A 24,846-nucleotide genomic window follows, 5' to 3' on the forward strand; every position below is an offset into this window, starting at 1 on the left:
CCGCTTCTGGTACTTGCTTGCCACCTGGTCACTGCTTCCTCTGGAACCACTCAGGTCCCAGTTTCCAGGTGTTCACGATCAAGGGGAAGCTTCAGTGCCCAACTTGACCCTCGAAGCCTCCTGAACTGCGAATTCATCAGGGAGTCGCTTGAGTCGGCGACGCCTTCAGGGTCTCGTTCGGAGGTTCTTGACGCTCGTATGACGCTCGAATCGGGATCTCAACCTCACGGACCTCCCCGGCTGGGGTCGTGCGGGCCGGACCCTCGGCTTGGAGGCGAGGAACTCCTCCCGGCGGCGGCGCGAGCTGCCCAACCGTTGGTAATCACTGCTGTTCGGCCTGTGCGATCAGGCAAGTCTCGGTGACCTTCTGAGCGCCCTCGTCGTCCGGGTAGCCGACACGTCACTGCCTGCCGCCCGGGTGATCCACCCGCCTTCATCCCCTTCGGCAGTAACGGCTGCAACACCGCCCACTGCTCAGTCGCCCATCCGAATTCGTCAGTGACCTCTGGCAGAGGGGAACGTTTCCTGTCCAGGCGGAGCAGCCGTGTCGATGACTGCCTGGAGGTCGAAGACGAGGACCAGCCAGTACCGCCGTAGAACCGCGAGTTCGCCGAAGATCTGTCGGGCGGTGACTCCCTCCCGCTCCCTGTCGCCGTCGGAGTCCCGCACGGTCAGGACGACTTGGTAGTGCTTGAACGGGACGCCTTTGTCTTCCTCATAGTCATGTTCCATTTCTAGTTCAAGTGTTGCGTCGCTCAGGCTCGCGATGTAGTCCGCGGGCCCGTTCACGGTGGGCCGCAGCTTCTCGCCGCAGGCCAGCGCCACGTCCCCGACGAGGGTCTCCGCAGGGTGGCCGGGGTGGATGAAGATGCCGTGGTGGGAGGTCACGGTTCAGCTCCCTCAGGGATGGTTGATGTCGTGCCTTCGCCGATGCAGGGGGCGCGTGGGTCACATACTCGCGGGTGCCGCTCTCGGGCATTCCGCCACGCGTGCGCGTTTGACCCCGTACCTGACTTTGACCCCGTACCTGACGGAGCGTGCCTTGATTTTCAGCCGCGTTGCGGCTGGAGCGGGACTGTCCGGAGAGATGCTGCCGCACAAGCCGATGGGGTGACTTGGCGCATGCGATGTCCGTGAGGACGCGGTCCTTCGGGGAGTGCGCGAGCGGGAGCAGGTGGTCGCGGACGCGACCGTCAGCACGGTGGTCGCGAGGAGGCGGAGCGGTCGTCCGCCGAGATCGTCCGGGTGCTCGAGACTCCTTTCCTGTCCTCCTGATGAAGGCCCGAAATTTCTGATGCCGTTCGGTAAATCGGTGGGCCACGGATGCTGGGGGTGTGGTCGACCGGGACCGAAGTCGTCCGCGAGATCGCTCCGCTCCGGCGTCAAGTGGTGGTGTAGCCCAGCTATTTGATGGTGTGACGGCACCGATCTCACGCATAGCGCCTGCGAAATATTTCGTCTTCTGTAGCGACACATGCGAGAGGTATTGACGTCGTTCAGCGGTTCCCTATCATTCAGGGTGGTCGACACTTCGACGCTTGTTCGAAATCACGAACGGGTCGGAGTCGCTCCATCGCACAGCAGGGCATCTCCGGGTCCCCCCGAACCGTCGAGTCGCAAGGAGCCTGCCGCATGTGGATGTCATGGCCTCGTCAATCTTTCTCCCGTCGCCGTGCGCTGGCGGCCACCACCGGCCTCGCCGCCGGCGCGGTCCTCCCACTGGCGGGAGCATCCCGCGCCGTAGCCGATCCCGCCCGGTGGCCGGCTCGCGCCGCCGCCGGGGAGTACGTGAATCCGGTGATCTGGCAGGACTTCGCGGACATCGACGTCATCCGCGTCGGAGACACCTACTACGCCTCGGCCTCGACCATGCACTACTCGCCGGGTGCGCCCGTCCTGCGCTCGTACGACCTGGTGCACTGGGAGATCGCCGGTCACTCGGTGCCGGTCCTGGACTTCGGCGACAAGTACGACCTGAAGGGGGTCCGTGGCTATGTCAGAGGGATCTGGGCGTCCTCGCTGGCCTACCGTCCGAGCAACAGGACGTTCTACTGGCTGGGCCAGATCGACTTCGCCCGGACGTACATCTACACCGCGACGGCCGTCGAGGGGCCGTGGAACCGGCTGACGACGATCAGTACGCCCTATTACGACGCGGGGCTGCTGGTCGACAGCGACGACACCCTGTACGTGGCGTACGGCAACTCGACGATCAGCGTGGCCCAGCTCTCCCCGGACGGCCGCACCCAGGTCCGGACGCAGCAGGTGTTCACGACCCCGTCGAACGTCGGCACCCTTGAGGGCGCCCGGTTCTACAAGATCAACGGGCAGTACTACATCTTCCTGACCCGCCCCGCGAACGGGCAGTACATCCTGAAATCGTCGGGTGGCCCCTTCGGTCCGTACACGATGCGGCAGGTGCTCCTCGATCTGCGCGGGCCGATCCCCGGCGGAGGTGTCCCGCACCAGGGCGGCCTGGTGCAGACGCAGAACGGAGCCTGGTACTACCTGGCATTCGTCGACGCCTACCCCGGCGGCCGGGTGCCCGCCCTGGCGCCGGTCACCTGGACCTGGGACGGCTGGCCCGTCGTCCAACTGGTGAACGGCGCATGGGGCACCTCCTATCCCAGCCCGGCCGTGCCGGCGCCTCCCCGTCAGGTCACCCCCATGACCGGGGTCGACACCTTCGACGGCACGACCCTCAAACCGAGGTGGGAGTGGAACCACAACCCGGACGACACCATGTGGTCGGTCGACAACGGTCTGACCCTGCGCACCGCGACGGTCACCGACGACCTGTACTGGGCCCGCAACACCCTCACGCATCGCATCCAGGGCCCCACCTCCACCGCCACGGTCGAGCTCGACCACTCCGCGATGAGGGACGGCGACCGGGCCGGACTCGCGCTGCTGCGTGACTCCTCCGCGTGGATCGGTGTCAAGCGCGAGGGCGGCGTCACACGGGTGGTGATGGTCGGCGGGCTGACCATGGACAGCAGCTGGAACACCACCGGCACCGGCCACGAGCTCGCGAGCGCGGCCGTCTCGGGCAGTCGCATCCGGCTGCGCGTGAGCGCGGACATCCGCCCCGGTGCGGCACGTCCGGGGACTTTCTCCTACAGCACCGACGGCATCACGTTCACCCGGCTCGGACCCGACTTCTCCATGGGCAACGACTGGCGGTTCTTCATGGGATACAGGTTCGCCCTCTTCAACCATGCCACCCGGGCGCTGGGCGGCTCGGTCCGCGTCACGCGGTTCGAGCTGTCCACGCCCTGAACCGAACCGATATCGGTCGGCCGCCCATCGGGCTCACCCGTCGCCGTCCAAACCTCCACCCCGGGCGCCCAGGCGGCCCGAAGGCGCCGAGCGCCACCGGTCTTTCGGAAGCTCGCGAAGGACCGGGAAGACACAAGCGGTCTGCCGTGGTGCTCACGGACCGCTGCACACCGCACTGCACCGACAGCCCGGCCGGCCTCTGACGAGGCCGGCCGGAACCGCCTACTCAAGGTTGGGGAAGTCCCTATGCACAAAGGAAGTTTCAGTCGCAGGCATCCGTCCGGGGTGCTCGTCGCCGCGGTTGCGGCCCTGGCCGCGCTGGCGGCGATGCTGGTCGCCACCCCGGCCCAGGCGGCTACCAGTGGCGCCTTGCGCGGTGTCGGTTCGAACCGGTGTCTCGATGTGCCGGGCGCCAGCCAGACCGACGGCGCGTACCCGCAGATCCACGACTGCTGGGACGGGACCAACCAGCAGTGGACGTTGACGGACAGCAACCAGCTGACCGTGTACGGCAACAAGTGCCTGGATGTTCCGGGTCACGCCACCGCGGCCGGTACCCGCGTGCAGATCTGGGCCTGTTCCGGCGGTGCGAACCAGCAGTGGCGGATGAACTCCGACGGCACGGTCGTCGGCGTGGAGTCCGGGCTGTGCCTGGAGGCCACGGGCGCCGGTACGGCCAACGGCACGACCGTGCAGATCGGGACCTGCAACGGTGGCAGCAACCAGAAGTGGACCGGCTTGACCGGGACGCCGCCGACGGACGGCGCGTGTTCTCTTCCGTCGGCGTACCGGTGGACGTCGACGGGTGTGCTGGCGCAGCCGGCGAACGGGTGGGCCGCGGTGAAGGACTTCACCACCGTGACGCACAACGGCAAGCACCTGGTCTACGCGTCGAACGTGTCGGGATCGTCGTACGGCTCGATGATGTTCAGTCCCTTCACGAACTGGTCGGACATGGCGTCGGCCCGCCAGACCGGGATGAACCAGGCCACGGTGGCGCCCACGCTGTTCTACTTCGCGCCCAAGAACATCTGGGTGCTGGCGTACCAGTGGGGTTCGTGGCCCTTCATCTACCGCACGTCGAGCGACCCCACCAACCCCAACGGCTGGTCCTCTCCGCAGCCGCTGTTCACCGGGAGCATCTCCGGCTCCGACACCGGCCCGATCGACCAGACCCTGATCGCCGACGGCCAGAACATGTACCTGTTCTTCGCCGGTGACAACGGCAAGATCTACCGGGCGAGCATGCCGATCGGGAACTTCCCGGGCAACTTCGGCTCGTCGTACACGACGATCATGAGCGACACGAAGGCCAACCTGTTCGAGGGCGTACAGGTCTACAAGGTCCAGGGCCAGAACCAGTACCTCATGATCGTCGAGGCGATGGGCGCGAACGGGCGTTACTTCCGCTCGTTCACGGCCTCCAGCCTGAGCGGCTCGTGGACCCCGCAGGCCGCCGGCGAGAGCAACCCCTTCGCGGGCAAGGCCAACAGCGGTGCCACCTGGACCAACGACATCAGCCACGGTGACCTGGTCCGCAACAACCCCGACCAGACCATGACCATCGACCCCTGCAACCTGCAGTTCCTCTACCAGGGCAAGGACCCCAACGTGGGCGGCGACTACAACCAACTGCCCTGGCGGCCGGGTGTCCTCACCCTGCAGCGCTGACCGTCCCGGCCTCGTCCGTCGGCGCGGCCATCGGGTCGCCGTCGACCAGCCCGCCGAGGTGGACGTCCGTGCCCTCGTCGTCCGCCCCGCAGCCGGCCACACCTGAGCCGGTCACCTGCCCCGTCCCCATCGCTCATGGGGGACGGGGCAGGTGTCGTCCACGACGTGGCCGTACCGGCTCAGGGGCGGTACTCGTCCGTCAGCATCGCCGTGGCCAGCTCGACGCGGGAACGGTAGCCGGTACGTTTGAAGAGTCTGCCCAGCCGGCTCTCCACGCTCTTCTCGCTGCCGCCCAGCACGGCGGCCAGCTCGCGGTTGGTCAGGCCCTCGGTCACCAAGGTGGCCAGCAGCCGCTCGTTCTCCGCGATGACGACGCCTCGTTGCGGCACCGCGACGCCGCGTTCGCGCATCAGGTTTCGCAGCTGTGCCCTGCGCAGCAGCGCGTCCAGGTCGCCGTACAGCGCGTACGCCTCGTGCAACAGCTCGGCGTCGGCCACTGCGTGGCGGGCCACCATGGTCATCGCGGTGGCCAGCTCCAGCGGCTGGGCGCGCTGCCGGGCGAGCTGGACCGCCTCCGCAGCGGCGGCGCGGTCGCGGTGCACCATCGCGGTGGCGAGCAGGTGGCACACGCGGGCCCGGCCGGTGCCGATCAGCTCGGCTGTCCTGCGCGTCTCGTTCACGCACCGCTGTGCCGCGGTCAGGTCCCCGTGGGCCAGTGCCAGCTCGGCCGCCCTCAGCCACAGGACGTCGGTGCCGACCACCAGGCCTCGTTCGACGGCCTGAGCCAGACCATCGGCGATGACGTGGCGGGCGCGTTCGGTGGAGCCCAGGGCCTCGTCGAGGAGGGATTCCGGCACGGCCAGCAGGTGGAGCATCACGGGCTGCACGGAGCGCGCCCGTTCGATCACCGAGCGGGCCTCGGTGAGCCGGCCGCGCGCGCCGAGCACGATGCTCGTCTCCCGGGACACCAGGGTGTGGCTGGGAACGTAACCGATGGAAAGGCCGGTGGCCAGGCCCAGCCGGGCCAGGTCGAGTGCGCGGTCCCAGTGGCCGCCCTGACTGTCGGCCACCACCTGGTCGGGCACCGTCCGGTAGGTGGAGGGCAGTTCGTAAGCCGTCAGCAGCCGTTCCGCGCGGTCCAGCTCGCCGAAGGCCATCAGCGTCCGGACCAACTGCCACAGCCGCTCGAAGCGGTACTGCGTCCCTGACGCCCACAGGGCCCATCCCGGTGGATCGGCGACGGCCTGGTCGAACGGCTCGGTCCGGCCCAGGAACGCCCCGACGCACTCGCTGATGAGCAGACCCAACGCGGCGACGACATCGTTGTCTCGTTGCCAGATGTGCCGTTGGGACGCCAGGTGTTCGTCTGCTTCCCGCCACCGGTCCAGGTGGCACAGCGCGACGCACCGGGTCAGGACGCGGTGTAACTCCCCGCCCGGCATCGAGCGCCAGCTGCCGTCGCAGAATTCGGTGAGCGCCGCCGTTTCCAGGGTTCCGGCCAGCGCGACGACATAGATCATCTCCGTCTCGAACAGCGCCTCGGAGTCGACGTGCCGGGCGTGCTCGGACAGCACCTTCCCCGCGCTGTCGACGGCCTCGGCGAACCGCAGATGGAGGCAGCAGGTGGCGGCGTGCGCGACCAGTGCCCGAGCGCGCTGCCGCGGCTCGGTGATCAGTTCGACGGCGGCGCGCAGCCAGCGCTCTGCGGAGTATCCGTCGTCCAGCATGACGGCGGTGCCCCGGGCGAGCAGTTCACCGGCCGCCCGCTGCGAGTCCACGAAGCGTCCCGCCGCTACGAGTTGATCGGCCAGGTACCGGTCATCCGCGTAGGCCTCGCCCGCCCAGATCGCGGTGACCGCCAGCTGGGCGAGCCTGCGTCGCTCGTAGGGCCCGAGACAGCCGGTCAGCGCGGAGGTGAGCAGTGGCAGCCGGAACCGCCAGTGCCCCTCTTCCGGTCCCTGCCGGAGCACACCCTCGACGCACAGCTCCGACAGCGCGCCGCGAACCTCCTCCTCGCCCCGGTTCACCGCTTCGGCGATCAGCCAGGCAGCCGCGCCGCCCAGGGGGAGAAGCACCGCAGCCGCCTTGGCCACCGGCCAGACCAGACCGCCCAGCCGGCGCAGGTACTCGATCGGCGGCAGGTCGACGGGCAGTTCGGGCGGCCGGTCCGGCGACGTGAGATAGACGTGCCGGTCGAATACGTACAGCCCTCCGGTGCGCTGGTGCCCCTCCAGGGCTGCCAGTACGGCGGCGGGTCTGCCGCGGCACTCCCGTTGCAGATAGGAGAGCAGCGCTGCCGTCGGCCGGGCCTGTAACCTCCGGGCGATCAGCGCGCCGACCTCCCGCTCGCGCAGCGGACGCAGCGGTATCACCTCGGCGAGCGAGGAGGCCCGCAGTTGTTCCAGCGCGGCCCGGTCGCCCGCCGGGTCGGCCGATGAGGGGCGCACCGTGCAGACGAACGTGACCGGGCCCCTGCCCAACGCGCGGATGAGTGAGAGCAACACGGCGCGGGAACCAGGATCGGTCCAGTGCGCGTCGTCGATGAGCACCGTCAGCTTGTCGCCCGCCGTGAGCGCCGACCGGAGCTCGGCGGCGAGCTGCCGGCCGATCTCCGCGAGGGGCGCCGTGGCCGCGGCCTTCGCCGTACGCCTGACGTCGACGCCCCGGTAGAGGACCGCGAGTTCGGCGGACAGCCTGGAGACCAAGGAGTAGGGGCGGTCCCGCTCGTTGCGGGCCACACGGAGGGTCAGGGGAGTGAAGCCCCGCGCGGCCAGCTCGTCGCGAACGGCGGTCACCAACGAGCTGCGCCCCATGCCGATGGGACCGGTGACCAGGACGAGCGGTGCCGAGTCCGGTGAGGCAGACAGGCCGACGACCCTCGCCACGACTGCGTCACGGCCGAATGGCGCCTGCGCCGACCTCGCTGCGTCGGGCGCTCCGCGCCAGTTGACGATCATGCTCCCAGTATGCCCACAGGGTCCGGCCCGATGGCCGTCGAAAAGTATATGATTGGTGGTCAGAGTTGGTTTTGGTGCGAACAGGGCGCCCATCGGCCGGAGTTGGTCGCAGAAGGCCGGGTACGGCGGCCCTGCGGGCCGCTGCCGCGCAAGGCGTCCCAAGGGAGGCGGCCAGTGGCCCGAGCGCGTGCCGCAGTGCGGGGCAGGGATCGCGAACTGGCGGCACTTCGCGCGGCGCTGGCGTCCGACGACGGACGCCTGATCGTCCTCAAGGGACCGGCCGGTATCGGCAGGACGACGATGCTGGACGCGGTGGGCCGGCTGCTGGCGTCGGAGGGTGTGAGGGTCCTGCCGCTGCGGTTGGGCGCCGGTCCGGACAGCGGCGACGGCACGTTCGCCCTCGCCGCCCTGGTGCGCACCGTGCGCGAGCAGTTCGAGCAGTTACAGGAGCCCGGGCTGACCGAGGCGCTCAGTACGGTGGCCCAACTACGTGACGGGGGCGGGCGGGACGGTGGCGGATGGACGCCGTCCATGCTTGCCGCGCTGGGCAGTCTGTTCGACACCATCGGCCGGCAGCAACGCGTCGCGGTCCTCGCTGACGACGTGCACGCGGTGGCCGAGCCCGCCCTGGTGCTGAGCGCGGCCCGCCGGTCCGGCTGCCTGGTCGTGGCGACCTGTGAGGAGGGCGCCGAGCGTGACGCGGGGATCGCCGAGCTGCTGACCGAAGCCGACCAGGTGATGACGATCGGTCCGCTGGCCGACGACGTCGCGGAGTCCCTGGTCCGCCGGGCGGCGGGAGCACGCCTGGACGAGGGGGTGCCGGCCGCTCTACGCAAGGCGCTGGGACCGCTGTTGGGTAACCCGGGGACCGTCCTGGGCACGCTCGACGAGCTGCGCAGAGGCGGCCGGCTCATCCTTTTCCGCGGCCGGCTGTGCCTGCGCGCGCCGTCGGAGCCCGTGGCACTGCCGGCTGACCACCCGCTCCTGCGCCGTGCGGCCGCACTGGGCGATCCCGCGGTTCAGCTCCTGGGCGCGGTCGCGGTCCTGGACGGCCTCGGCATGGACGACCTGCCGCTGCTCGCCGAGACCTTCGGGGCCGACCCCGTCGACTACGGCCGGCTGCTCGATCTGCTGATCGAGGCGGGGGTGCTGACGGCCGACCCGGCTGGCCGGATCTCCTGCCGGTGCCCCGCCCTGGCGGCCACCGCGGCCGGCCGCTTCGGCGCCCGTCACGGCATCGCGCTGCACGCGTCGATCGCCGAGCGGCTGCTGGCCCGGCACCGGTGGCACGGCGGGGCCGACCCCGGGGCGCTCGCCGACCACATCGCGCGCGGCGGAGCGGCCGTGGCGCTCGACGACGACACGGTCGACCGGCTGCTCGCCATGAGCGCTGCCGCCGAGCAGGAGGAGCCGGACCGCGCCGCCCTGTGGTACTCGGCCGCGCTGCGCCACCTGCCGCCGAAGGAGAGCGAACACGCCCGTACGCTGTGCAGACTTCTCCTCCTGGTCGTCCGGACAGGCCGGTACGAGCTGCTGCGCGAGGTGCTGACCCGGTACGCGGAGCACGGCTGCGCCGAAGACTCCCTGGGGGAGATCCGCCTCGCCGCCGTCCTCGTCGCCCTGCACACCGGCGAGCCGCCCGCCGAACACGCCGTACGGTCGCTGCTGGACGCACCGTTCCCAGGCCGTGGGCCCACTGTCCCGGACCGTGGGCCCACCGCCTTTTCGGAGTGGTGGTTCGGTCGCCGCCTCGCTCCCGGCGCGCGTCAGCCGGTGCGCCCGGCCGCGGTGCGGGCCGGGACGAGGGCCGGGCGGACGGACCTGCTCAGCGCCGCGCTCTGCGGTGACGTCGACGCCTGCGAGCGGGCCTGGCTACGCTCGGGCGGCACCGCGCCCTCCCCGGAGCTGGACCGGTTGCACCAGGTCGCCTCGGTCGCCGACATGGCCGACGTGGCCCGGCTGGTGATCGGCGCCGACTACCGGGTGCCGGTGACCGGTGTACTCGGTGCCTACCACCGGGTGGTACGGGGATACGCCGACGCCGCCTGGACGCAGGCCATGTCCGCGGTCCGGGAACTGGAACTGTCCGGTACCGAGGACACGCTGGCGCACCACGCGGCGCGCTTGTTCGCCGCGGACATGTGCGCCGCCCGCGGCGAGTTCGCGCAGGCCGCCCAGTGGCTGGCCGCCGCGGCACCGGCCCGCAGGCTCGCGGTGATGCGGACCTGGGTGCGCGTCGGCCTGGCTGCCAGGACGGGCGACGACAGCCAGGCGGTGCGGATGGCCCTGCTCGCCGGACCGAGGCTGCGCCAGGCCGGAGCGCAAGCGGGTCTGTGCTCCCTGCTGTCGCGGGCGGTGCGGATCGCGGTGCTGAGTGACGACCACGAGAGCGCCGCGGAACTGCTGGCGGAGATCGAGCTGCTCCCCCAGGAGGACCGTGCGGACGTGCGGGAGAGCCTTCTGCTGGCGCGCGGCCTGGTACGCCGGGACCTGGGGGACGCCCGGTCGGCCACCGACCTGACGCGCGAGAGGGGGGACCTGCCCGCACTGCTGGAATCCTGCCTGGCCGTCGCCCGGTTCGCCGAGGACCCGCGGCCCTGGCTGCGGGAGGCCCACACACTGGCCACGCGGTGTGGTGCGTCGGTGCTCCTCGAACGCGTCCGTGTGGTTACCCGTGAACGCGGCGTCCCCGCCCCGCGCGCCCGTGGTCGGCGTGACGCCTTGGCCGTCACCGAGCAGCGGATCATCGAGCTGATCGGCGAGGGTCTGACCAACCGTCAGATCGCGTTGCGCCTCCAGCTCAGTGAAAAGACCGTGGAGAACTACCTGACTCGCCTGTTCGCTCGCACCGGATACCGTTCACGGGTCGAGCTGGCCGCGGCCAGCCTGAGCGGCCGCCTCACGCGCACCACGACCTGAGAGCCGCCATGGCCCGCCCGGCTGCCGGGGCCGAAGATGCCAAAGTGCGGTCCCACTCGGGCCCATGCGGATCAGCGGTGACGACAGCCAGGTACGGCATGCCTAACGTCTTGCGCATGACCGACATCGATGTGCCGCAGGTCGCCGATCGCGAACTGGCAGCGATTGTGGGGGCCGAGGTCGAGGGCCGGTGGCCGGACGACGTCTCGGGCCTCGACGAAGTAGTGCGCTACGGACTGGTGCCCTTCGGGAAGATGATGGGGCCCTGGCTGGTGACCCACTCCAGCCTCGCGGTGGGAGGTGACATAGCGACTGTTCTGCCCGCCGCGGTAGCCGTGGAGTGCGTCCAGGTCGGAGCGATGATGCACGACGACATCATCGACGACGACGGAGAGCGGCGCAGCAAGCCCGCCGCCCACACCGTGTTCGGGCAGCCGACGGCGATCGTCGGCGGGGACGGGCTGTTCTTCCACGGCTTCGCAGCCCTCGCCGAATGCCAGGACGCCGGCGCGCCCGCGGAACGGGTGGCGCAAGCCCTGGTGGTGCTCTCCAAGGCGGGCCTGCGCATCGGGGACGCGGCCATCCGGGAGATCCGGATGAGCCGTGAGATCTGTTCCGTCGACGACTATCTCGGCATGATCGCGGACAAGAGCGGCGCCCTCCTGTGGATGGCCTGCGGCGTCGGCGCCACGCTGGGCGGCGCGGACGACAAGGTCCTGCAGGCGCTCAGCCGGTACAGCGACCGACTGGGCATCGCCTACCAGATCCGCGACGATCTCATGGCCTACGACGGCACGCGGGCGGGCAAGCCGAACGTCTCCGACGTCCGCAACGGCCGGCCCACCCTGCCCGTGCTGCTCGCCCACGAACGTGCCTCCGTGGCGCAGCGCCGGAGCATCGAGCTGCTGCTCGCCGACACGGCCGTACCGGTCGAGGAGCGCTACGAGGCCATGGCGCAACTCGTCCACGACCATGACGGCGTGCCGGCGGCGCGCGCGGCATCGCACCGTTACGTGGAGACGGCCGCCACGGCGCTGGAGGTCCTTCCGCCCAGTGTCCACCGAGACGCGCTGGCCGATCTCACCGTGCCGGGGCGCCTGGTTTAGCGGGACCGAATCCGAGGAGCTGGGCCGATGACCCCCCCGAACTATGCGACGTATCTGCACCTCGACGAACTGCTCACCCTGCAGAGCCCGCTGACACCGTCCGTACAGCAGGACCTCAGTGACAGCGAACGTCTCTTCATCGTCGTGCACCAGGCATCCGAGACCCTGCTCAGCCAGGTTCTGGTCGACCTGCGGCACATCGACGCCGACCAGTGCGAACGGCAGTGCTACACCCAGCGCGTGGAACGGGCGACGAGGCTGGTGGACTCCCTGGAGGGACAGCTGACGCTGCTGCGCCATACGCTGCTGCGGGAGGAGTTCATGCTCTTCCGGGACCGGTTCGGCACGGCGAGCGGATTGCAGTCGAAGCAGTTCCATGAACTGTTCGGCCTGGTACGGAAGTTGACGCAACGCGGTGAGGCCCGTCCGTCGGCCGGCTCCGAGCGGCTGACCGGACTGGACGACGCCGTACGGCGCTGGCGGCGCACCCACCTGGAACTGGTCACCCATATGCTCGGCGACCTGCCGGGCTCGGCCGAGACCTCCGGGATACGTTTTCTGGCCGCCCGGCTGGACAACACCTCCACGGACGAACCGGCGGGCGCCGGGGGGTCGCCCGCCGGGTCGCAGGGGCGGACGGAGACCGAGGACGTCACCGACAGCCGGCCGCTGCCCGCACCGGCCGGACGGTCCGGACTGGGACACGTGGTCGTGGTGGGAGGCAGTGTCGCGGGGCTGCTGACCGCACACGTCCTGGCCGACCACGCGGAACGGGTGACGATACTCGAACGTGACCGGTACGAAGACGCCCCGGCGCCCCGCGCCGGTGTGCCGCAGTCCCGCCACACCCACGTCCTGCTCACCAGCGGCATGAACGCCCTGGACGAACTGCTGCCCGGTCTGCTGCCCGCACTGGTGGACTCGGGGGCGCCGCGGCTGGCGGTGCCCGGGGACCTCGGAGTGTGGCAGGCGGGGCAGTGGATATCCCGCCGCAACCCGTCCGAGCCCATCATGACCCCGTCCCGTCCGCTCCTGGAGCACCACATCCGCCGACGTGTCCTGGACGGCTCCCGCATCCACGTCCGCACGGGCGTCGAGGTCACCGGCCTGCTCGGCCGGCCCGGACACATCACCGGCGTCACGGTCCGGGACCGGGGCGGCGACCCCCACACCCGGCAGGAGATCGAGGCCGACCTCGTGGTGGACGCCACCGGCCGGAGCAGCCACACCCCGGCGTGGCTGACCGCCATGGGTGCCTCGGCGCCGGCCGAGGAACTCGTGGAAACCGGACGGGCGTACGCCACCTGCGTCTTCCAGGCCGATGACCCGCCCGAGGACCTCAGCGGCTTCTACATCGTGCCCGACGCCGGCCAGCCGCTCGGCGCGATCATCCTGCCTGCCGAGGGCGACCGCTGGATGGTCACCCTGTCCGGGCCGCGCGACCAGGCGCCGCCCAGCGGCACCGAGGACTTCGTCGACTTCGCCGGCGGACTGCCGCACTCCGCCCCGCACAAGTGGCTCAGCTCGGCTCGTCCGGTCGGCCGGCCCGTGGGTTACCGGCACACCTCCAACCGGCGCCGCCGCTACGACCGTCTGGGACGGGGCCACACCGGCCTGCTCGTCGTCGGGGACGCGGTGTGCGCGCTCAACCCCGTCTACGGACAGGGCCTGTCCGTCGCCGCCCTGAACGCGGTCGCCCTCGGAAAGACACTCGCCGGGAACCGCGCCTCCTCGGCCAACGCCCTGCAACGGGCGGTGTTGCGCTCCTCCCGCTCGGCGTGGGAGGTCGCGACGGGCGCCGACAGTCCGATGCCGGGCGTCACGGGTAACGCGGTGCGGTCCGGGCCCGTCGCCCGGCTGCTGAACCGGTACCTCGACCGCGTGCGCGCTCATGTGCCCCACGACCCGGCCGTGTGCAGCGCCAACCGTGACGTCCTCTTCCTGCTGGCTCCGCCCCGCACGCTCGTCACCTCCCCCGAGGTGCTGCGGCGGGCCCTGCTGAGCCCGCCGCCCGGGCCGACCTCGCCCGACCTACCCACTCCGTGACCATCACGAGCCGACAGCGAAGGTGCACCATGCGACACACCAGCGTGCTCCCGAATCGTCCGGGAAGGGGCCGGTGGCGAACCGGGCCCCGGTTCCCCCTCCGTCGTGCGGACGGCCGGTGGACTTCATGACGACGATGCCGATCCGAAGCCTGACCACCGTTCTCGACACCGGCCGCACGTTGCTCGAACCCGCCCTGCGCGACGCCGTCGATCTGCACCTGGGTCCGGAGATGAGCAGGATCGCTCATTACCACTTCGGCTGGGCGGACGCCGAGGGCCGGCCCACCGGCACCTGGGGCGGCAAGATGGTCCGGTCCACCCTGGCGCTGCTTTCGGCCCGGGCGGCCGGCGCCGCGGCCGCGGACGGCCTGCCCGCCGCGGTGGCCGTGGAGCTGGTGCACAATTTCTCCCTGCTGCACGACGACATCATGGACGGCGACGAGACCCGGCGGGGCCGGGCGACGGCGTGGACCGTCTTCGGTGTGCCGAGCGCCATCCTGGCCGGCGACGCCCTGATCACCGCGGCGTCGTCCGTACTGATCAGCGCGCCGGACGTGGGCGCCCGTTCCGCCACCCTGGCGCTGATGACCGCGACCCAGCGGATGATCGACGGCCAGGCCGCCGACGCCGAGTTCGAACGACGCGAGGACGTGACCCTCGCCGAGTGCGTGCGGATGGCCGGCGGCAAGACCGGCGCCCTGCTCGGAAGCGCCTGCGCGCTGGGTGCCGACCTGCTGGGCGCCGAACGGCACCTGATCGAGCGGCTAGGCGCGTTCGGCGAACACGTCGGGCTCGCCTTCCAGTGCGTCGACGACCTGCTGGGTATCTGGGGCGACCCGGAACGCACAGGGAAACAGGTGGGGGCCGACCTGCGGGTCCGCAAGAAGTCCCTGCCCGTGGTGGCGGCGCTCGAGGCGCCCGGGACGGACGAGCTGCGCGCCCTGTATCTGCGCCCGGAGCCGTTGACCGAATCCGATGTCCGACGCGTCACCGAGCTCGTGGAACGGGCGGGCGGACGCGACTGGGCGCGGAACGAGGCGGACCGTCAGATCGCCGCGGCGAGGGAGTGCCTGTCCGCCGTCGACATCCCGGACGAGGTGCGCGGCGAGCTCCAGGAGGTCGCCGGCTTCGTCGTGGGCAGGCGGTTGTAGATGAACGTCCACTTCCCCATGACCAGAAAGGTCATCCTGTGACCGAGTCGAGGACCATCCCCATCGCCGGACGGGCCGCCGCATGCCCGTTCGCCCCCGTCGCCGAGCTGTACGACGCGCAGAAGGACGACGAGCTGAGCCGCGTCAAGGTGCCCAGCCCGATGCTGGGCGAGTTCGACGCGGTGGTCGTCACCCGTTACGAGGACGTCAAGAACGTGCTCGCGGACGACCGGCTGCGCATGGGCGGCTCCATGCCGTACCAGCCGGGCAACCTGCTGAGCTACGACGGCGCCGACCACACCCGGCTGCGGCGCATGCTGACCGCGTCATTCACCACCAGGCGGGCGCGCGAGCTGCGGCCGAGCATCGAGGCCGTGGTCGGTTCCGCGCTGGACGCGCTGGAGGAGGCCGGCCCGGGCGCGGACCTGGTGCAGGTCTTCAGCACCCCGATCCCGACGCTCGTCATCTGCGAACTGCTGGGCGTGCCCTATACCGACCGCGAAGGGTTCCAGCGCCGTACCGCTCTCGCGCTGGACTTCGGGCAGAGCCGTGAAGTCCAGATGGAGAAGGCCGCCGAGATGATGGCCTACATGGCCGGACTCGTGGCGCAGCACCGGGAGAACCCGGGCGACAACGTACTCGGCCGCGTGGTGCGGGACTTCGGCGACCAGCTGAGTGACGAGGAACTGGCCGGTATCGGCAACATGCTGCTCATCGCCGGGCACGAGACCATCGCCAACACCCTCTCGGCAAGCGTCGCCCTGCTGCTCCAGCACCCCGAGCAGCTCGCGGCGGTACGCGACGACCCCTCCGTGACCGACAACGCCGTCGAGGAACTGCTGCGGTACACCGCCCCGGCCACCATCCTGCCGCGCCAGGCGGCAGGGAACATCTGTGTTCGCGACCAGGAGATCAAGGAGGGCGAGCACGTCGTGGCGTCCGTACTGGCCGCCAACCGGGACCTCGCCGCCGACGGGGACCACAAGGACCTGGACACCCTGGACGTGCGCCGGCCCCCGCACCGCCACCTCACCTTCGGCTTCGGCCCGCACCAGTGCCTGGGCCAGCAACTGGCGCGCATGGAGCTGCGCGTCGCACTGCCGGCCCTGTTCACCAGGTTTCCCACGCTGCGCTCGGCGGTCCCGCACAACGAGCTGGAGTACCGCACCAACGCGCTGGTCTTCGGCGTGAACGCCCTGCCGGTCACCTGGTGACCCGCGGCGGGCGGGAGACGGGCATGAAGGTCGAAGTCGACGACAGCAGATGTCGCGCCATCGGGAACTGCGCGCTGTACGCGCCGGCGATCTTCGACCAGAACGACGACGACGGCAGGGTGACGCTGCTCGACGCGATGCCGCCGGAGAACCAGCACGTGCAGGTCCGGGAAGCAGCCTCGCGGTGCCCGGCCTCGGTCATCGTCCTGCACGAGAACACGTCGGCTCACGACGAGTGACCCACTCGGCCAGTAATTTCGTCCGTAGTTCGAGGGAAGAGCGATGTTTGACGTAGAAGTGCCCGTTCTCGTGGTCGGCGGCGGTGGCTGTGGACTCGCCGCGTCGGTCTTCCTGTCCGACGTGGGGGTGCGCCACCTGGTGGTGGAGCGTCGCGAGTCGACGTCGGTCCTGCCCAGGGCGCATTACCTGAACCAGCGCACCATGGAGATATTCCGGCAGCACGGCATCGCCGACGACGTCTACCGGATCAGTTGCCCGCTCCCGAACATGAGCGAGGTGGTCTGGCGCACCTCCCTGGGCGGCGACGGCCCCGTCGACGGGCGGGAGCTGCACCGGATGGATGCCTTCGGTGGCGGCACCACGGCCGGCCCCTACGCCGCCGACAGCACGGGCCCCTCGACCAACCTTCCGCAGCACCGGCTCGAGCCGCTGCTGCGCCGGCACGCGGAGCGACGGGATCCGTCCAGTCTGCTGTTCAACCATCAGATGGAGGAGTTCACCCAGGACGAGAACGGGGTCCGGGCGCGGGTGACCGACCGGGTCACCGGTGAGGTGGGCACGGTCCGTGCCCGGTATCTGCTGGGTGCCGACGGCGGCAGGACCGTCGGCGGTGCGCTCGGCATCCCGATGGACGGCGCCGGCGGCGGGTTCACCATCATCTCGGTCCACTTCAGCGCGGACCTCTCCCGCTGGTGGAGCGACTCGGTGCTGATGACCCATATCTTCGGCCTTGACGGCGAGGTATCGGTACTCGTCGCGTCCGGGCCCGGCTGGGGCTCCGCGTCGGAGGAATGGGCCCTGCACTTCCGGGTGCCCCCGGGCACGGCCGCGGGCGACCTCGACGCGGAGGCGATCACGGGCCGGGTGCGGGGACTGCTGAAACTGCCGGAGGACCTCGGCGTACGGATCCACCATGTGAGCGAGTACAGGCCGGAGGCCGTCGTGGCCCGGTCGTTCCGGTCCGGCCGCGTCCTCCTCGCAGGCGACGCCGCGCATCGGCAGCCACCCGCCGCCGGCGGCGGCCTGAACACGGCGATCCAGGACGTGCACAACCTCGCCTGGAAGCTCAGGGCCGTGCTCGACGGCCGGGCCGGCGACGGGCTGCTCGACTCCTACGAGGCGGAGCGGCTGCCCGTCGCCCGACGGAACGTGGGCTGGGCGATGGGCTGTCTGCTCAACTACGGCATCCTGTTCGCGTCCCTCGGAATGGCGCACGGGAAGCCGGAGGCCACCGAGGCGAGCATCCGCGAACTGCTGGCCGGCACACCGATGGGCGAGACCCGGCGGGCCGTGGTACGGGAGGCGTTCGGCACTCAGCGCATCGAGTACCAGGCGCACGACATCGAGCTGGGTCACCACTACGTGGCCGGCGCGGTGCTCCCGGACGGCACCCCGCCGCCGCCCCGGGACCCGATGGGTGCGGTCTACCGTCCGACGACCCGGCCGGGGCACCGGCTCCCGCACGCGTGGCTGCGGCACGGCGACGACCGGGTCTCCACACACGACCTGGTCGGTGGCGCCGGCGGCTTCGTACTGATCACCGGGCCGCTGGGCGAGGGCTGGGCGGCCGCCGCCAAGAAGGTCGCGGACACCCACGGAGTGGCGCTCACCGTGGTGCCCATCGGCAGCGAGCCCGATGCGGTGGGCCACTGGGACGCCGAGGGTGCCTGGACAGTGGTGCGGGGCATCGAGGACGACGGCGCCGTTCTGGTACGGCCGGACCAGCACGTCGCCTGGCGCAGTGTCCAGGGGAGCCGGCACGCCGACCAGGAACTCGACGCGGTGTTCGACCACGTGCTCGGCCGGTCCGGCGCGACGAACAGCGGGAGCTGACCATGCCTTCCACCGACGGCGAGCGTCTCGTCCACGACTTCCTGACGTCGATGGGGCCGGCCCCGTCCGATGTCCGCGCCGCCGTGGACGGCTACCTGACCGACGACTGCGTGTGGGAGAACCCCGGCTCCCCGGTATGCCGGGGCAGGGCGGAGATCCTCGCACTCATGCCGCCCGACTTCGCACGGCTGGAGGTGCGATTCCGGCACATGGCCACGGTCGGGGACGTCGTCCTGACCGAGCGCATGGAGAACATGCTCCGCGCCGACGGCCCCCCCATCGCACAGAACCTGAGGGTGATGGGGGCCTTCGAACTGCGGGCCGGCCGGATCAGCGCATGGCGGGACTACTTCGACTTCACCCACCTCATCACCGAGAGCCCGGAATGGTGACCATGACAGACATCCGAACGGACTCGACGGAACTGCGGTCCGAACTCGTGGACAGGGTCCACAAATTCGGACCGGTCTTCGCGGACGGAGTCGCCGAGGGGGAGCGGGAGCGGCGGCTGCCCGACACCACGGTCCGGGCCATCGACCAGTCACAACTGGGCATGATCTGGACCGCGAAGGCCTACGGGGGCCTCGAGGCCGACGTCCGGACCATGAGCGAGGTCGCCAAGGCCCTCTCCCACTACTGCCCGTCCACCTCGTGGGTGGTCAACAACATCAACGGCTCCAACCTGCTCGCCGCGAAGTTCCCGCAGGCGGCGCGGGACGAGGTGTTCGGGGACAACCCCGGCGCCAAACTGGCTTCGATCTTCGCGGCAGCGGGCACCGCGGTACGCACCGACGGCGGCTATCTGCTCTCGGGCACCTGGCCGTACGGCACCGGCATCCTTCACGACGACTGGGCGATCCTGGTCGCCCGAGAACTGAGTGCTGACGGGGAGCCCGTCGGCGGGCTCTCCGTGCTGGTGCCCGTCGCGGACCTGACCATCGAGGACACCTGGCACACCGTCGGCATGCGTGCCACCGGCAGCCACACCGCCGTGCTCCGGGACGCGTTCGTTCCCGAGCACCGGGTGATCCCCGGTGAGGTGCAGCGCGGGCGGGAGAACGCCACCGACGCCGGCCTGCCGCCGCTGTTCCGCACAGCGGCGATCGCGGCCATGGCCGTCGTCTGCGCCTCCGTGGTGCTCGGCGCCGGCCAGGCGGCCCGCGCCTTCGTCGTGGAGAAGGCGCCCACCCGGGGCATCGCGCCCACCAAGTACACCAGCCAGACGGACTCACGGACCTTCGTGTCCTCACTCGGCAGGACGGCTCTGTCGATCGACGCCGCCGAGATGCACGTGAGCCGGGCGGCGACCGCGCTCGACGAGGCCGCGTACGGAGCCGTCTCGCTGCCGGACAGCGAACTCCTGCGCATCCGGGGCGACGTCGGCCAGGCGGTGAGCCTGGTGACCACCGCGCTCGACGAGTTGCTGTGGGCACACGGTGCGGGGTCGTTCGCCGAGTCGAGCCCGTTGCAGCAGTACTGGCGGGACGCCAATACCGCGGCCCGCCACGCGATGCTCAACGTGCACGTCGGCCACGAGCTGTACGGCGGGTCGTTCTTCGGCATGGAGCCCATCGTGCCCAGCCTCTGACCCGTCTCCTGCTTTCCCGTCCTGCCCGTTCGAGCCTGTCCGCCGCACCCCACCCACGAGGACTCTCCATGGTCTGGCTGCCCCCGTTCCTCATCCCGATGTCGGAGGTCGCACCGGTCACGGTGGGGGCGGCCGACGTTCCGGACGCACTCTTCGCGGCGGTCGCCGGGCCGACCGCGCTGGGCTGGCTGGTGACGTACATCCTGGCGATCCGGCAGGCGTCCCGGGACCGGTACGTGGGAATACCCGCCTATCTGGTGGCGGTCAACATCGCCTGGGAGTTCAGCCTGACCTTCCTGCTGGAACAGACACCGACCCAGCGGCAGATCAACTTCCTCTGGCTCGTCTTCAACGTCGTCCTGCTGCGTCAGGCGCTGCGGTACGGGCCGCGCGACTACCCCGGTCTGTCGACGCGGGTCTTCCGGTGGACACTCGCCGGTGTGCTGGTGTGGGCGTCGGTGGTCGTCATGGTCGGGGCGAACGAGTTCCGCGACCTGGACGGCATGTACACCGGAATGATCATCCAGGTACCGCTGAGCGCCTCGTTCATCTTCCTGCTCAAGCGGCGCGGGTCCAGTGCGGGACAGTCGATGTACATCGCCGTCGCGAAGACCGTGGGGTCGCTCTTCGCCGGACTGACCGCCTTCGTCGTCTACCCCTCCCACCACCTGCTCCAGGTGCTGGTTCCGACCTACGTGGTTCTGGACCTCGCCTATGTGGTGCTGTTGCACAGGGCGATGCGCCGGGAGGGACGGCCGCCGTGGGCCTTTCGTTCGCCGGCGGCCGTCACCGAGGCTCCGGCAGGATCCTCGACCACGGGTTCCGGTACCGGGCCGGCGCCTCGTGCGGGCGTCGGCCCCCGGTCAGATGACGCCACTGCGTAGTGCGTATGCCACCGCGTGGGGCCGGTTACGAAGATTCAGGCGCTGGGTGACCCCGAAGACCACGCGTTTGACCGCCCGTTCCGACAGGCACATGCGGACGGCTATCTCGGCGGTGTCCAGGCCCTCCGACATCAGCCGCAGCACATCGATCTCCCGGGGGGTCAGCCCGGAGGTGTGCAGGCCGTGCGGTGAGAGGACCTCACGCTGCATCCGCTCGAACTGCCGGAGCAGTTCGCCCAGCAGCTTCGCGGGGAGCACACCCCCGCCGGCCGCGGCGGTCAGCACCGCCTCCTCGATGCGGCTGCTGGTGGCGGCGACCCGCGGCAGTACCGCGACCACGTTGCATTCCACCGCGGTCAACAGGTCGGCATGGTCGATCTCCGACGGGATGAGCACCACCGGTACGCGTAAGGAGTTCTTGAACCTGCGCAGGAGCGACGTCACTTCCACAGTCATGCGCTCGGTCACGACCACGGCCACGTCTGCCGGACCGGGGTGGTCCACCGTGACGACTTCGATGTTGTGCGCGGCGCCGAGCTGACTGCTGACCGTCGAATGCGTCAGCGGATCCGGTGCCCGGACCAGTGTCTTCACCGGACGTTTCGCGGTCTCGGCGGTTCTGGTGTTGGCGATCATGGCAGGCCTCCAGGAAATAAGCAGCGCAGCAGGCGGAGCGTTCGTTCCCCGTGTCCGGTTCCAGGCGTGGTGCTGCCCGGACCGGTGTCGCTTTTTTGCCATTCCTCCGTTTGTGCGGCCTCGTCCGCTCAGTGTGGCCGGAAACGATGAGGGGGCGGAGTCGCCAGGCCACAGGGCCGGGCGCGCGGGCCGCCGAGGGAGGTGCGCACACTCACTGTGATCACGTCAAAACTCCCCGAATGTGGCCGAGTATGGTCATTGTTAGTCCGAAAGGCGACGTCAATGACCCTACTGCGGTCCACTTCGGGGAGTCGGGTGGCCTGCTTGTTTCTGTTCCCCCCAGGGGAATCCCTCATTCAGCCAGTGACGACCGTGACGGAGCCTCCGGTGTCCTGATCCATCGTCTCGGCGAGATTCAGTGCCTCCTCGATGAGGGTCTCCACGATGCGATGCTCCGGAACGGTCTTGATGACCTTGCCCTTGACGAAGATCTGCCCCTTGCCGTTGCCGGACGCCACTCCGAGGTCGGCCTCGCGCGCCTCCCCGGGGCCGTTGACGACGCACCCCATCACGGCGACCCGCAAGGGAACCTCCATGCCCTCCAGGCCGGCGGTGACCTCGTCGGCGAGCTTGTAGACATCCACCTGCGCCCGGCCGCACGAGGGGCAGGAAACGATCTCCAGCTTGCGGGGCCGCAGATTGAGTGACTGGAGGATCTGGGAACCGACCTTGACCTCCTCCACCGGCGGAGCCGAGAGGGAGACCCGGATGGTGTCACCGATGCCCTGGCGCAGCAGCGCACCGAAGGCGACGGAGGACTTGACGGTGCCCTGGAACGCCGGCCCCGCCTCGGTGACGCCCAGGTGCAGCGGGTAGTCGCACTGCTCGGCGAGGATCTCGTAGGCACGGATCATGACCACGGGGTCGTTGTGCTTCACCGAGATCTTCAGCTCGTGGAAGTCGTGCTCCGCGAAGAGCGACGCCTCCCACAGCGCGGACTCGGCCAGCGCCTCCGGGGTGGCCTTCCCGTACTTGCGCATCAGGCGGGCGTCCAGCGACCCGGCGTTGACCCCGATCCGGATCGGGGTGCCGTGGTCCTTGGCCGCGCGGGCGATCTCACCCACCTTGTCGTCGAACTTCTTGATGTTGCCGGGATTGACACGCACCGCGGCGCAGCCGGCCTCGATGGCCGCGAAGACGTACTTCGGCTGGAAGTGGATGTCGGCGATGACCGGGATCTTAGACTTCCGGGCGATCGTGGACAGCGCCTCGGCGTCGTCCGCGCTCGGGCAGGCGACGCGGACGATGTCGCAGCCGGCGGCGGTGAGTTCGGCGATCTGCTGCAGGGTGGCGTTGACGTCGGCCGTGACGGTCGTGGTCATCGACTGCACCGAGACGGGGTGGTCGCTGCCCACCCCGACCGCTCCGACCGCCAGCTGGCGGGTTTTGCGACGGTCGGCGAGCGTGGCGGGCGGTGCGGTGGGCATTCCGAGTGCTACCTGGGTCACCGTGGTGTCCTCTCCCGACGAGGTGCGGGTGCGTGGGGTGCCGCCGCCGCGTTGTGCAGGGCGAGCGCGGTTTCGGCGATGGACTGTGCGGTGAGACCGTGTTCGGCGAGGATGGCCGGTCGTTCACCGTGGTCGAGGAACTGGCCGGGCAGCCCCAGAGCGTGCACCGGTGTGGGCACCCGGGCGTCGGCGCACGCCTGGGCCAGTGCCGCACCCACCCCTCCGCTGCGCACCCCGTCCTCGATGGACAACGTCAGCCGGTGCCGGGCGGCCAGATGGGTCAGGACAGGATTGACCGGCAGCACCCAGCGCGGGTCGACGACCGTGACCCCGACGCCCTCGTCGGCCAGCAACTCCGCCGCCTGCAGCGCGGCGCCCGCGAGCACGCCGGCGCTGACGAGCAGGACGTCCAGCGGCCTGGACCGGGTGCGGTGCAGGATGTCCACACCCTCCATACGGTTCAGAGCGGGAATCTCCGGGCCCGCACCGCCCTTCGGGAAGCGCAGCGCCGTGGGGCCGTCCCTCGTGTCCAGCGCCTCGTCCAGCAGTTCCGCGAGCTGGGTGGGGTCGCGTGGTGAGGCGACACGCATGCCCGGCACCGTACCGAGCAGGGCGAGATCCCACATGCCGTGGTGGCTGGGTCCGTCGGGGCCGGTGACGCCCGCACGGTCCAGGACGAAGGTCACCGGCAGCTCGTGCAGGGCCACGTCCATCATGATCTGGTCCACGGCCCGGTTCAGGAACGTGGCGTACAGACAGACCACCGGGTGCAGGCCGCCCATGGCCATCCCCGCGGCGCTGGTGACCGCGTGCTGTTCGGCGATGCCGAGGTCGAACACCCGGTCCGGGAAGCGCTGGGCGAACCGGTGCAGACCGACCGGTCGCAGCATCGCGGCGGTCAGCGCCACGACGTCGGGCCGCGCTTCACCGATCCGCTCCATCTCACCGCCGAACGTGCCGGTCCACGAGGGGGCGGAGCCGCCCCGTGACTTGCCTGTGGCGGCATCGATGGCGCCGATACCGTGCATGCGGTCGGCCTCGTCGTTCTCGGCGTGGGCGTACCCCCGGCCCTTCTCGGTGACGCAGTGGACCACGACGGGGCCGTCCAGCTCCGCCGCCCGGTGGCACGCCTGCTCGACGGCGGCGATGTCGTGCCCGTCCACGGGGCCGAGATAGGTGAAGCCCATGGTCTCGAAGAGGTTGGGGCCCTGGTGCGGACCGGCACGCAGGGCGGTCAGGTGTACGGCCAGCCCGCCGATCGTGGGGTCGTAGGAGCGGCCGTTGTCGTTGAGGACGACCACCACCGGACCGGCGCCGCTGCCGAGGTTGTTCATGGCCTCCCAGGCCATGCCGCCGGTCAGCGCGCCGTCCCCGGTGACCGCGACCACGCGACGGTGGTCCTCGCCCAGCAATCGGTGGGCCTTGGCCAGACCGTCCGCGTAGGACAGTGCCGTGGAGGCGTGCGAGTTCTCCACGAGATCGTGCTCGGACTCCTCGCGGAGTGGATAGCCGGACAGGCCTCCGGCCACGCGCAGCGAGTCGAAGGCGGCCTGCCGGCCGGTGAGTATTTTGTGGACGTAGGACTGGTGTCCGGTGTCGAACACCATCCGGTCCGTGGGGGAGTCGAACACCCGGTGCAGCGCGATGGTCAGTTCCACCACACCGAGGTTCGGGCCGAGATGCCCGCCGGCCGCGCAGACCTTCTCGACCAGGAACTCCCTGATCTCGCGCGCCAGCGTGGGCAGTTGATCCGGACGCAGTCTCTTGAGGTCCTCGGGGCCGGCGATACGGCCGAGCACAGAGAATGACATG

The 24,846-nt window shown here is 70.3% G+C and carries 18 protein-coding genes; 12 read left to right on the top strand and 6 right to left on the bottom strand.

The window, feature by feature from the left end; all coding sequences use genetic code 11:
* Positions 1–495 precede the first annotated feature (495 nt).
* Positions 496–888 carry a hypothetical protein gene (locus ACFYQ5_RS11430; protein ID WP_389196428.1) on the bottom strand — a complete coding sequence of 131 codons (393 nt, stop codon included), beginning with the start codon at positions 886–888 and terminating at the stop codon, positions 496–498.
* A gap of 750 nt (positions 889–1,638) precedes the next feature.
* On the opposite strand from ACFYQ5_RS11430, the gene ACFYQ5_RS11435 reads away from it, so the two are divergent.
* Together ACFYQ5_RS11435 and ACFYQ5_RS11440 are read left to right on the top strand one after the other, a co-directional pair.
* A complete protein-coding gene (locus ACFYQ5_RS11435) occupies positions 1,639–3,279 on the top strand; it encodes a glycoside hydrolase 43 family protein (protein ID WP_389196430.1) in 1,641 nt (546 codons plus the stop codon).
* Positions 3,280–3,525: 246 nt separating this feature from the next.
* Complete coding sequence (locus tag ACFYQ5_RS11440; protein WP_389196432.1) at positions 3,526–4,950, top strand: non-reducing end alpha-L-arabinofuranosidase family hydrolase; 1,425 nt, start codon at positions 3,526–3,528, stop codon at positions 4,948–4,950.
* Here the strand turns inward: ACFYQ5_RS11440 and ACFYQ5_RS11445 are convergent.
* Both ACFYQ5_RS11445 and ACFYQ5_RS11450 read right to left on the bottom strand, forming a co-directional pair.
* Positions 4,934–5,065: a hypothetical protein gene (locus ACFYQ5_RS11445; RefSeq protein WP_389196434.1), complete on the bottom strand. Its 132-nt coding sequence runs from the start codon at positions 5,063–5,065 to the stop codon at positions 4,934–4,936. The two genes, ACFYQ5_RS11440 and ACFYQ5_RS11445, sit on opposite strands and share 17 nt — an antisense overlap.
* A 64-nt stretch (positions 5,066–5,129) precedes the next feature.
* Complete coding sequence (locus ACFYQ5_RS11450) at positions 5,130–7,907, bottom strand: AAA family ATPase (RefSeq protein ID WP_389196436.1); 2,778 nt, start codon at positions 7,905–7,907, stop codon at positions 5,130–5,132.
* Between the two features lie 174 nt (positions 7,908–8,081).
* On the opposite strand from ACFYQ5_RS11450, the gene ACFYQ5_RS11455 reads away from it, so the two are divergent.
* The 10 genes from ACFYQ5_RS11455 to ACFYQ5_RS11500 all read left to right on the top strand — a co-directional run bounded on the left by ACFYQ5_RS11455 (position 8,082) and on the right by ACFYQ5_RS11500 (position 20,890).
* The gene (locus tag ACFYQ5_RS11455) at positions 8,082–10,826 is read left to right on the top strand and encodes a LuxR C-terminal-related transcriptional regulator (protein ID WP_389196438.1); all 2,745 of its coding nucleotides are present in this window, start codon (positions 8,082–8,084) and stop codon (positions 10,824–10,826) included.
* Positions 10,827–10,942: 116 nt separating this feature from the next.
* Positions 10,943–11,932 (top strand): polyprenyl synthetase family protein, encoded by a 990-nt coding sequence (locus tag ACFYQ5_RS11460; RefSeq protein ID WP_389196440.1) that lies wholly within the window; start codon positions 10,943–10,945, stop codon positions 11,930–11,932.
* Between the two features lie 27 nt (positions 11,933–11,959).
* The gene (locus ACFYQ5_RS11465) at positions 11,960–13,978 is read left to right on the top strand and encodes a tryptophan 2,3-dioxygenase family protein (protein WP_389196442.1); all 2,019 of its coding nucleotides are present in this window, start codon (positions 11,960–11,962) and stop codon (positions 13,976–13,978) included.
* Between the two features lie 136 nt (positions 13,979–14,114).
* Positions 14,115–15,131, top strand: a complete 1,017-nt coding sequence (locus ACFYQ5_RS11470; RefSeq protein ID WP_389196444.1) for a polyprenyl synthetase family protein — start codon at positions 14,115–14,117, stop codon at positions 15,129–15,131.
* Between the two features lie 38 nt (positions 15,132–15,169).
* Positions 15,170–16,345, top strand: a complete 1,176-nt coding sequence (locus ACFYQ5_RS11475; RefSeq protein ID WP_389196446.1) for a cytochrome P450 — start codon at positions 15,170–15,172, stop codon at positions 16,343–16,345.
* 23 nt (positions 16,346–16,368) lie between these two features.
* Entirely contained in the window at positions 16,369–16,584 is a 216-nt protein-coding gene (locus ACFYQ5_RS11480; protein WP_389196448.1) for a ferredoxin, read from the top strand.
* A gap of 43 nt (positions 16,585–16,627) precedes the next feature.
* Positions 16,628–18,418, top strand: coding sequence for an FAD-dependent monooxygenase (locus ACFYQ5_RS11485; RefSeq protein WP_389196450.1), 1,791 nt, complete (start codon positions 16,628–16,630; stop codon positions 18,416–18,418).
* A gap of 2 nt (positions 18,419–18,420) precedes the next feature.
* Complete coding sequence (locus ACFYQ5_RS11490) at positions 18,421–18,810, top strand: limonene-1,2-epoxide hydrolase family protein (RefSeq protein WP_389196452.1); 390 nt, start codon at positions 18,421–18,423, stop codon at positions 18,808–18,810.
* 2 nt (positions 18,811–18,812) lie between these two features.
* Positions 18,813–20,006 (top strand): hypothetical protein, encoded by a 1,194-nt coding sequence (locus ACFYQ5_RS11495; RefSeq protein ID WP_389196453.1) that lies wholly within the window; start codon positions 18,813–18,815, stop codon positions 20,004–20,006.
* Between the two features lie 68 nt (positions 20,007–20,074).
* On the top strand, positions 20,075–20,890 hold the full coding sequence (locus ACFYQ5_RS11500; protein ID WP_389196455.1) for a hypothetical protein: 816 nt from the start codon (positions 20,075–20,077) through the stop codon (positions 20,888–20,890).
* On the opposite strand, the gene ACFYQ5_RS11505 is transcribed toward ACFYQ5_RS11500, so the two are convergent.
* From ACFYQ5_RS11505 to ACFYQ5_RS11515, 3 genes are all read right to left on the bottom strand, one after another.
* Positions 20,870–21,526: a response regulator transcription factor gene (locus ACFYQ5_RS11505; protein ID WP_389196457.1), complete on the bottom strand. Its 657-nt coding sequence runs from the start codon at positions 21,524–21,526 to the stop codon at positions 20,870–20,872. The genes ACFYQ5_RS11500 and ACFYQ5_RS11505 overlap by 21 nt on opposite strands.
* Before the next feature lie 356 nt (positions 21,527–21,882).
* Entirely contained in the window at positions 21,883–23,034 is a 1,152-nt protein-coding gene (gene ispG, locus ACFYQ5_RS11510) for a flavodoxin-dependent (E)-4-hydroxy-3-methylbut-2-enyl-diphosphate synthase (RefSeq protein ID WP_389196458.1), read from the bottom strand.
* The gene (locus tag ACFYQ5_RS11515; protein WP_389196460.1) at positions 23,031–24,845 is read right to left on the bottom strand and encodes a 1-deoxy-D-xylulose-5-phosphate synthase; all 1,815 of its coding nucleotides are present in this window, start codon (positions 24,843–24,845) and stop codon (positions 23,031–23,033) included. The genes ispG and ACFYQ5_RS11515 overlap by 4 nt, the downstream gene beginning before the upstream one ends.
* Position 24,846 lies beyond the last annotated feature (1 nt).

This window comes from Streptomyces sp. NPDC005794, from assembly GCF_042871445.1.
Classification (GTDB): Bacteria; Actinomycetota; Actinomycetes; order Streptomycetales; family Streptomycetaceae; genus Streptomyces.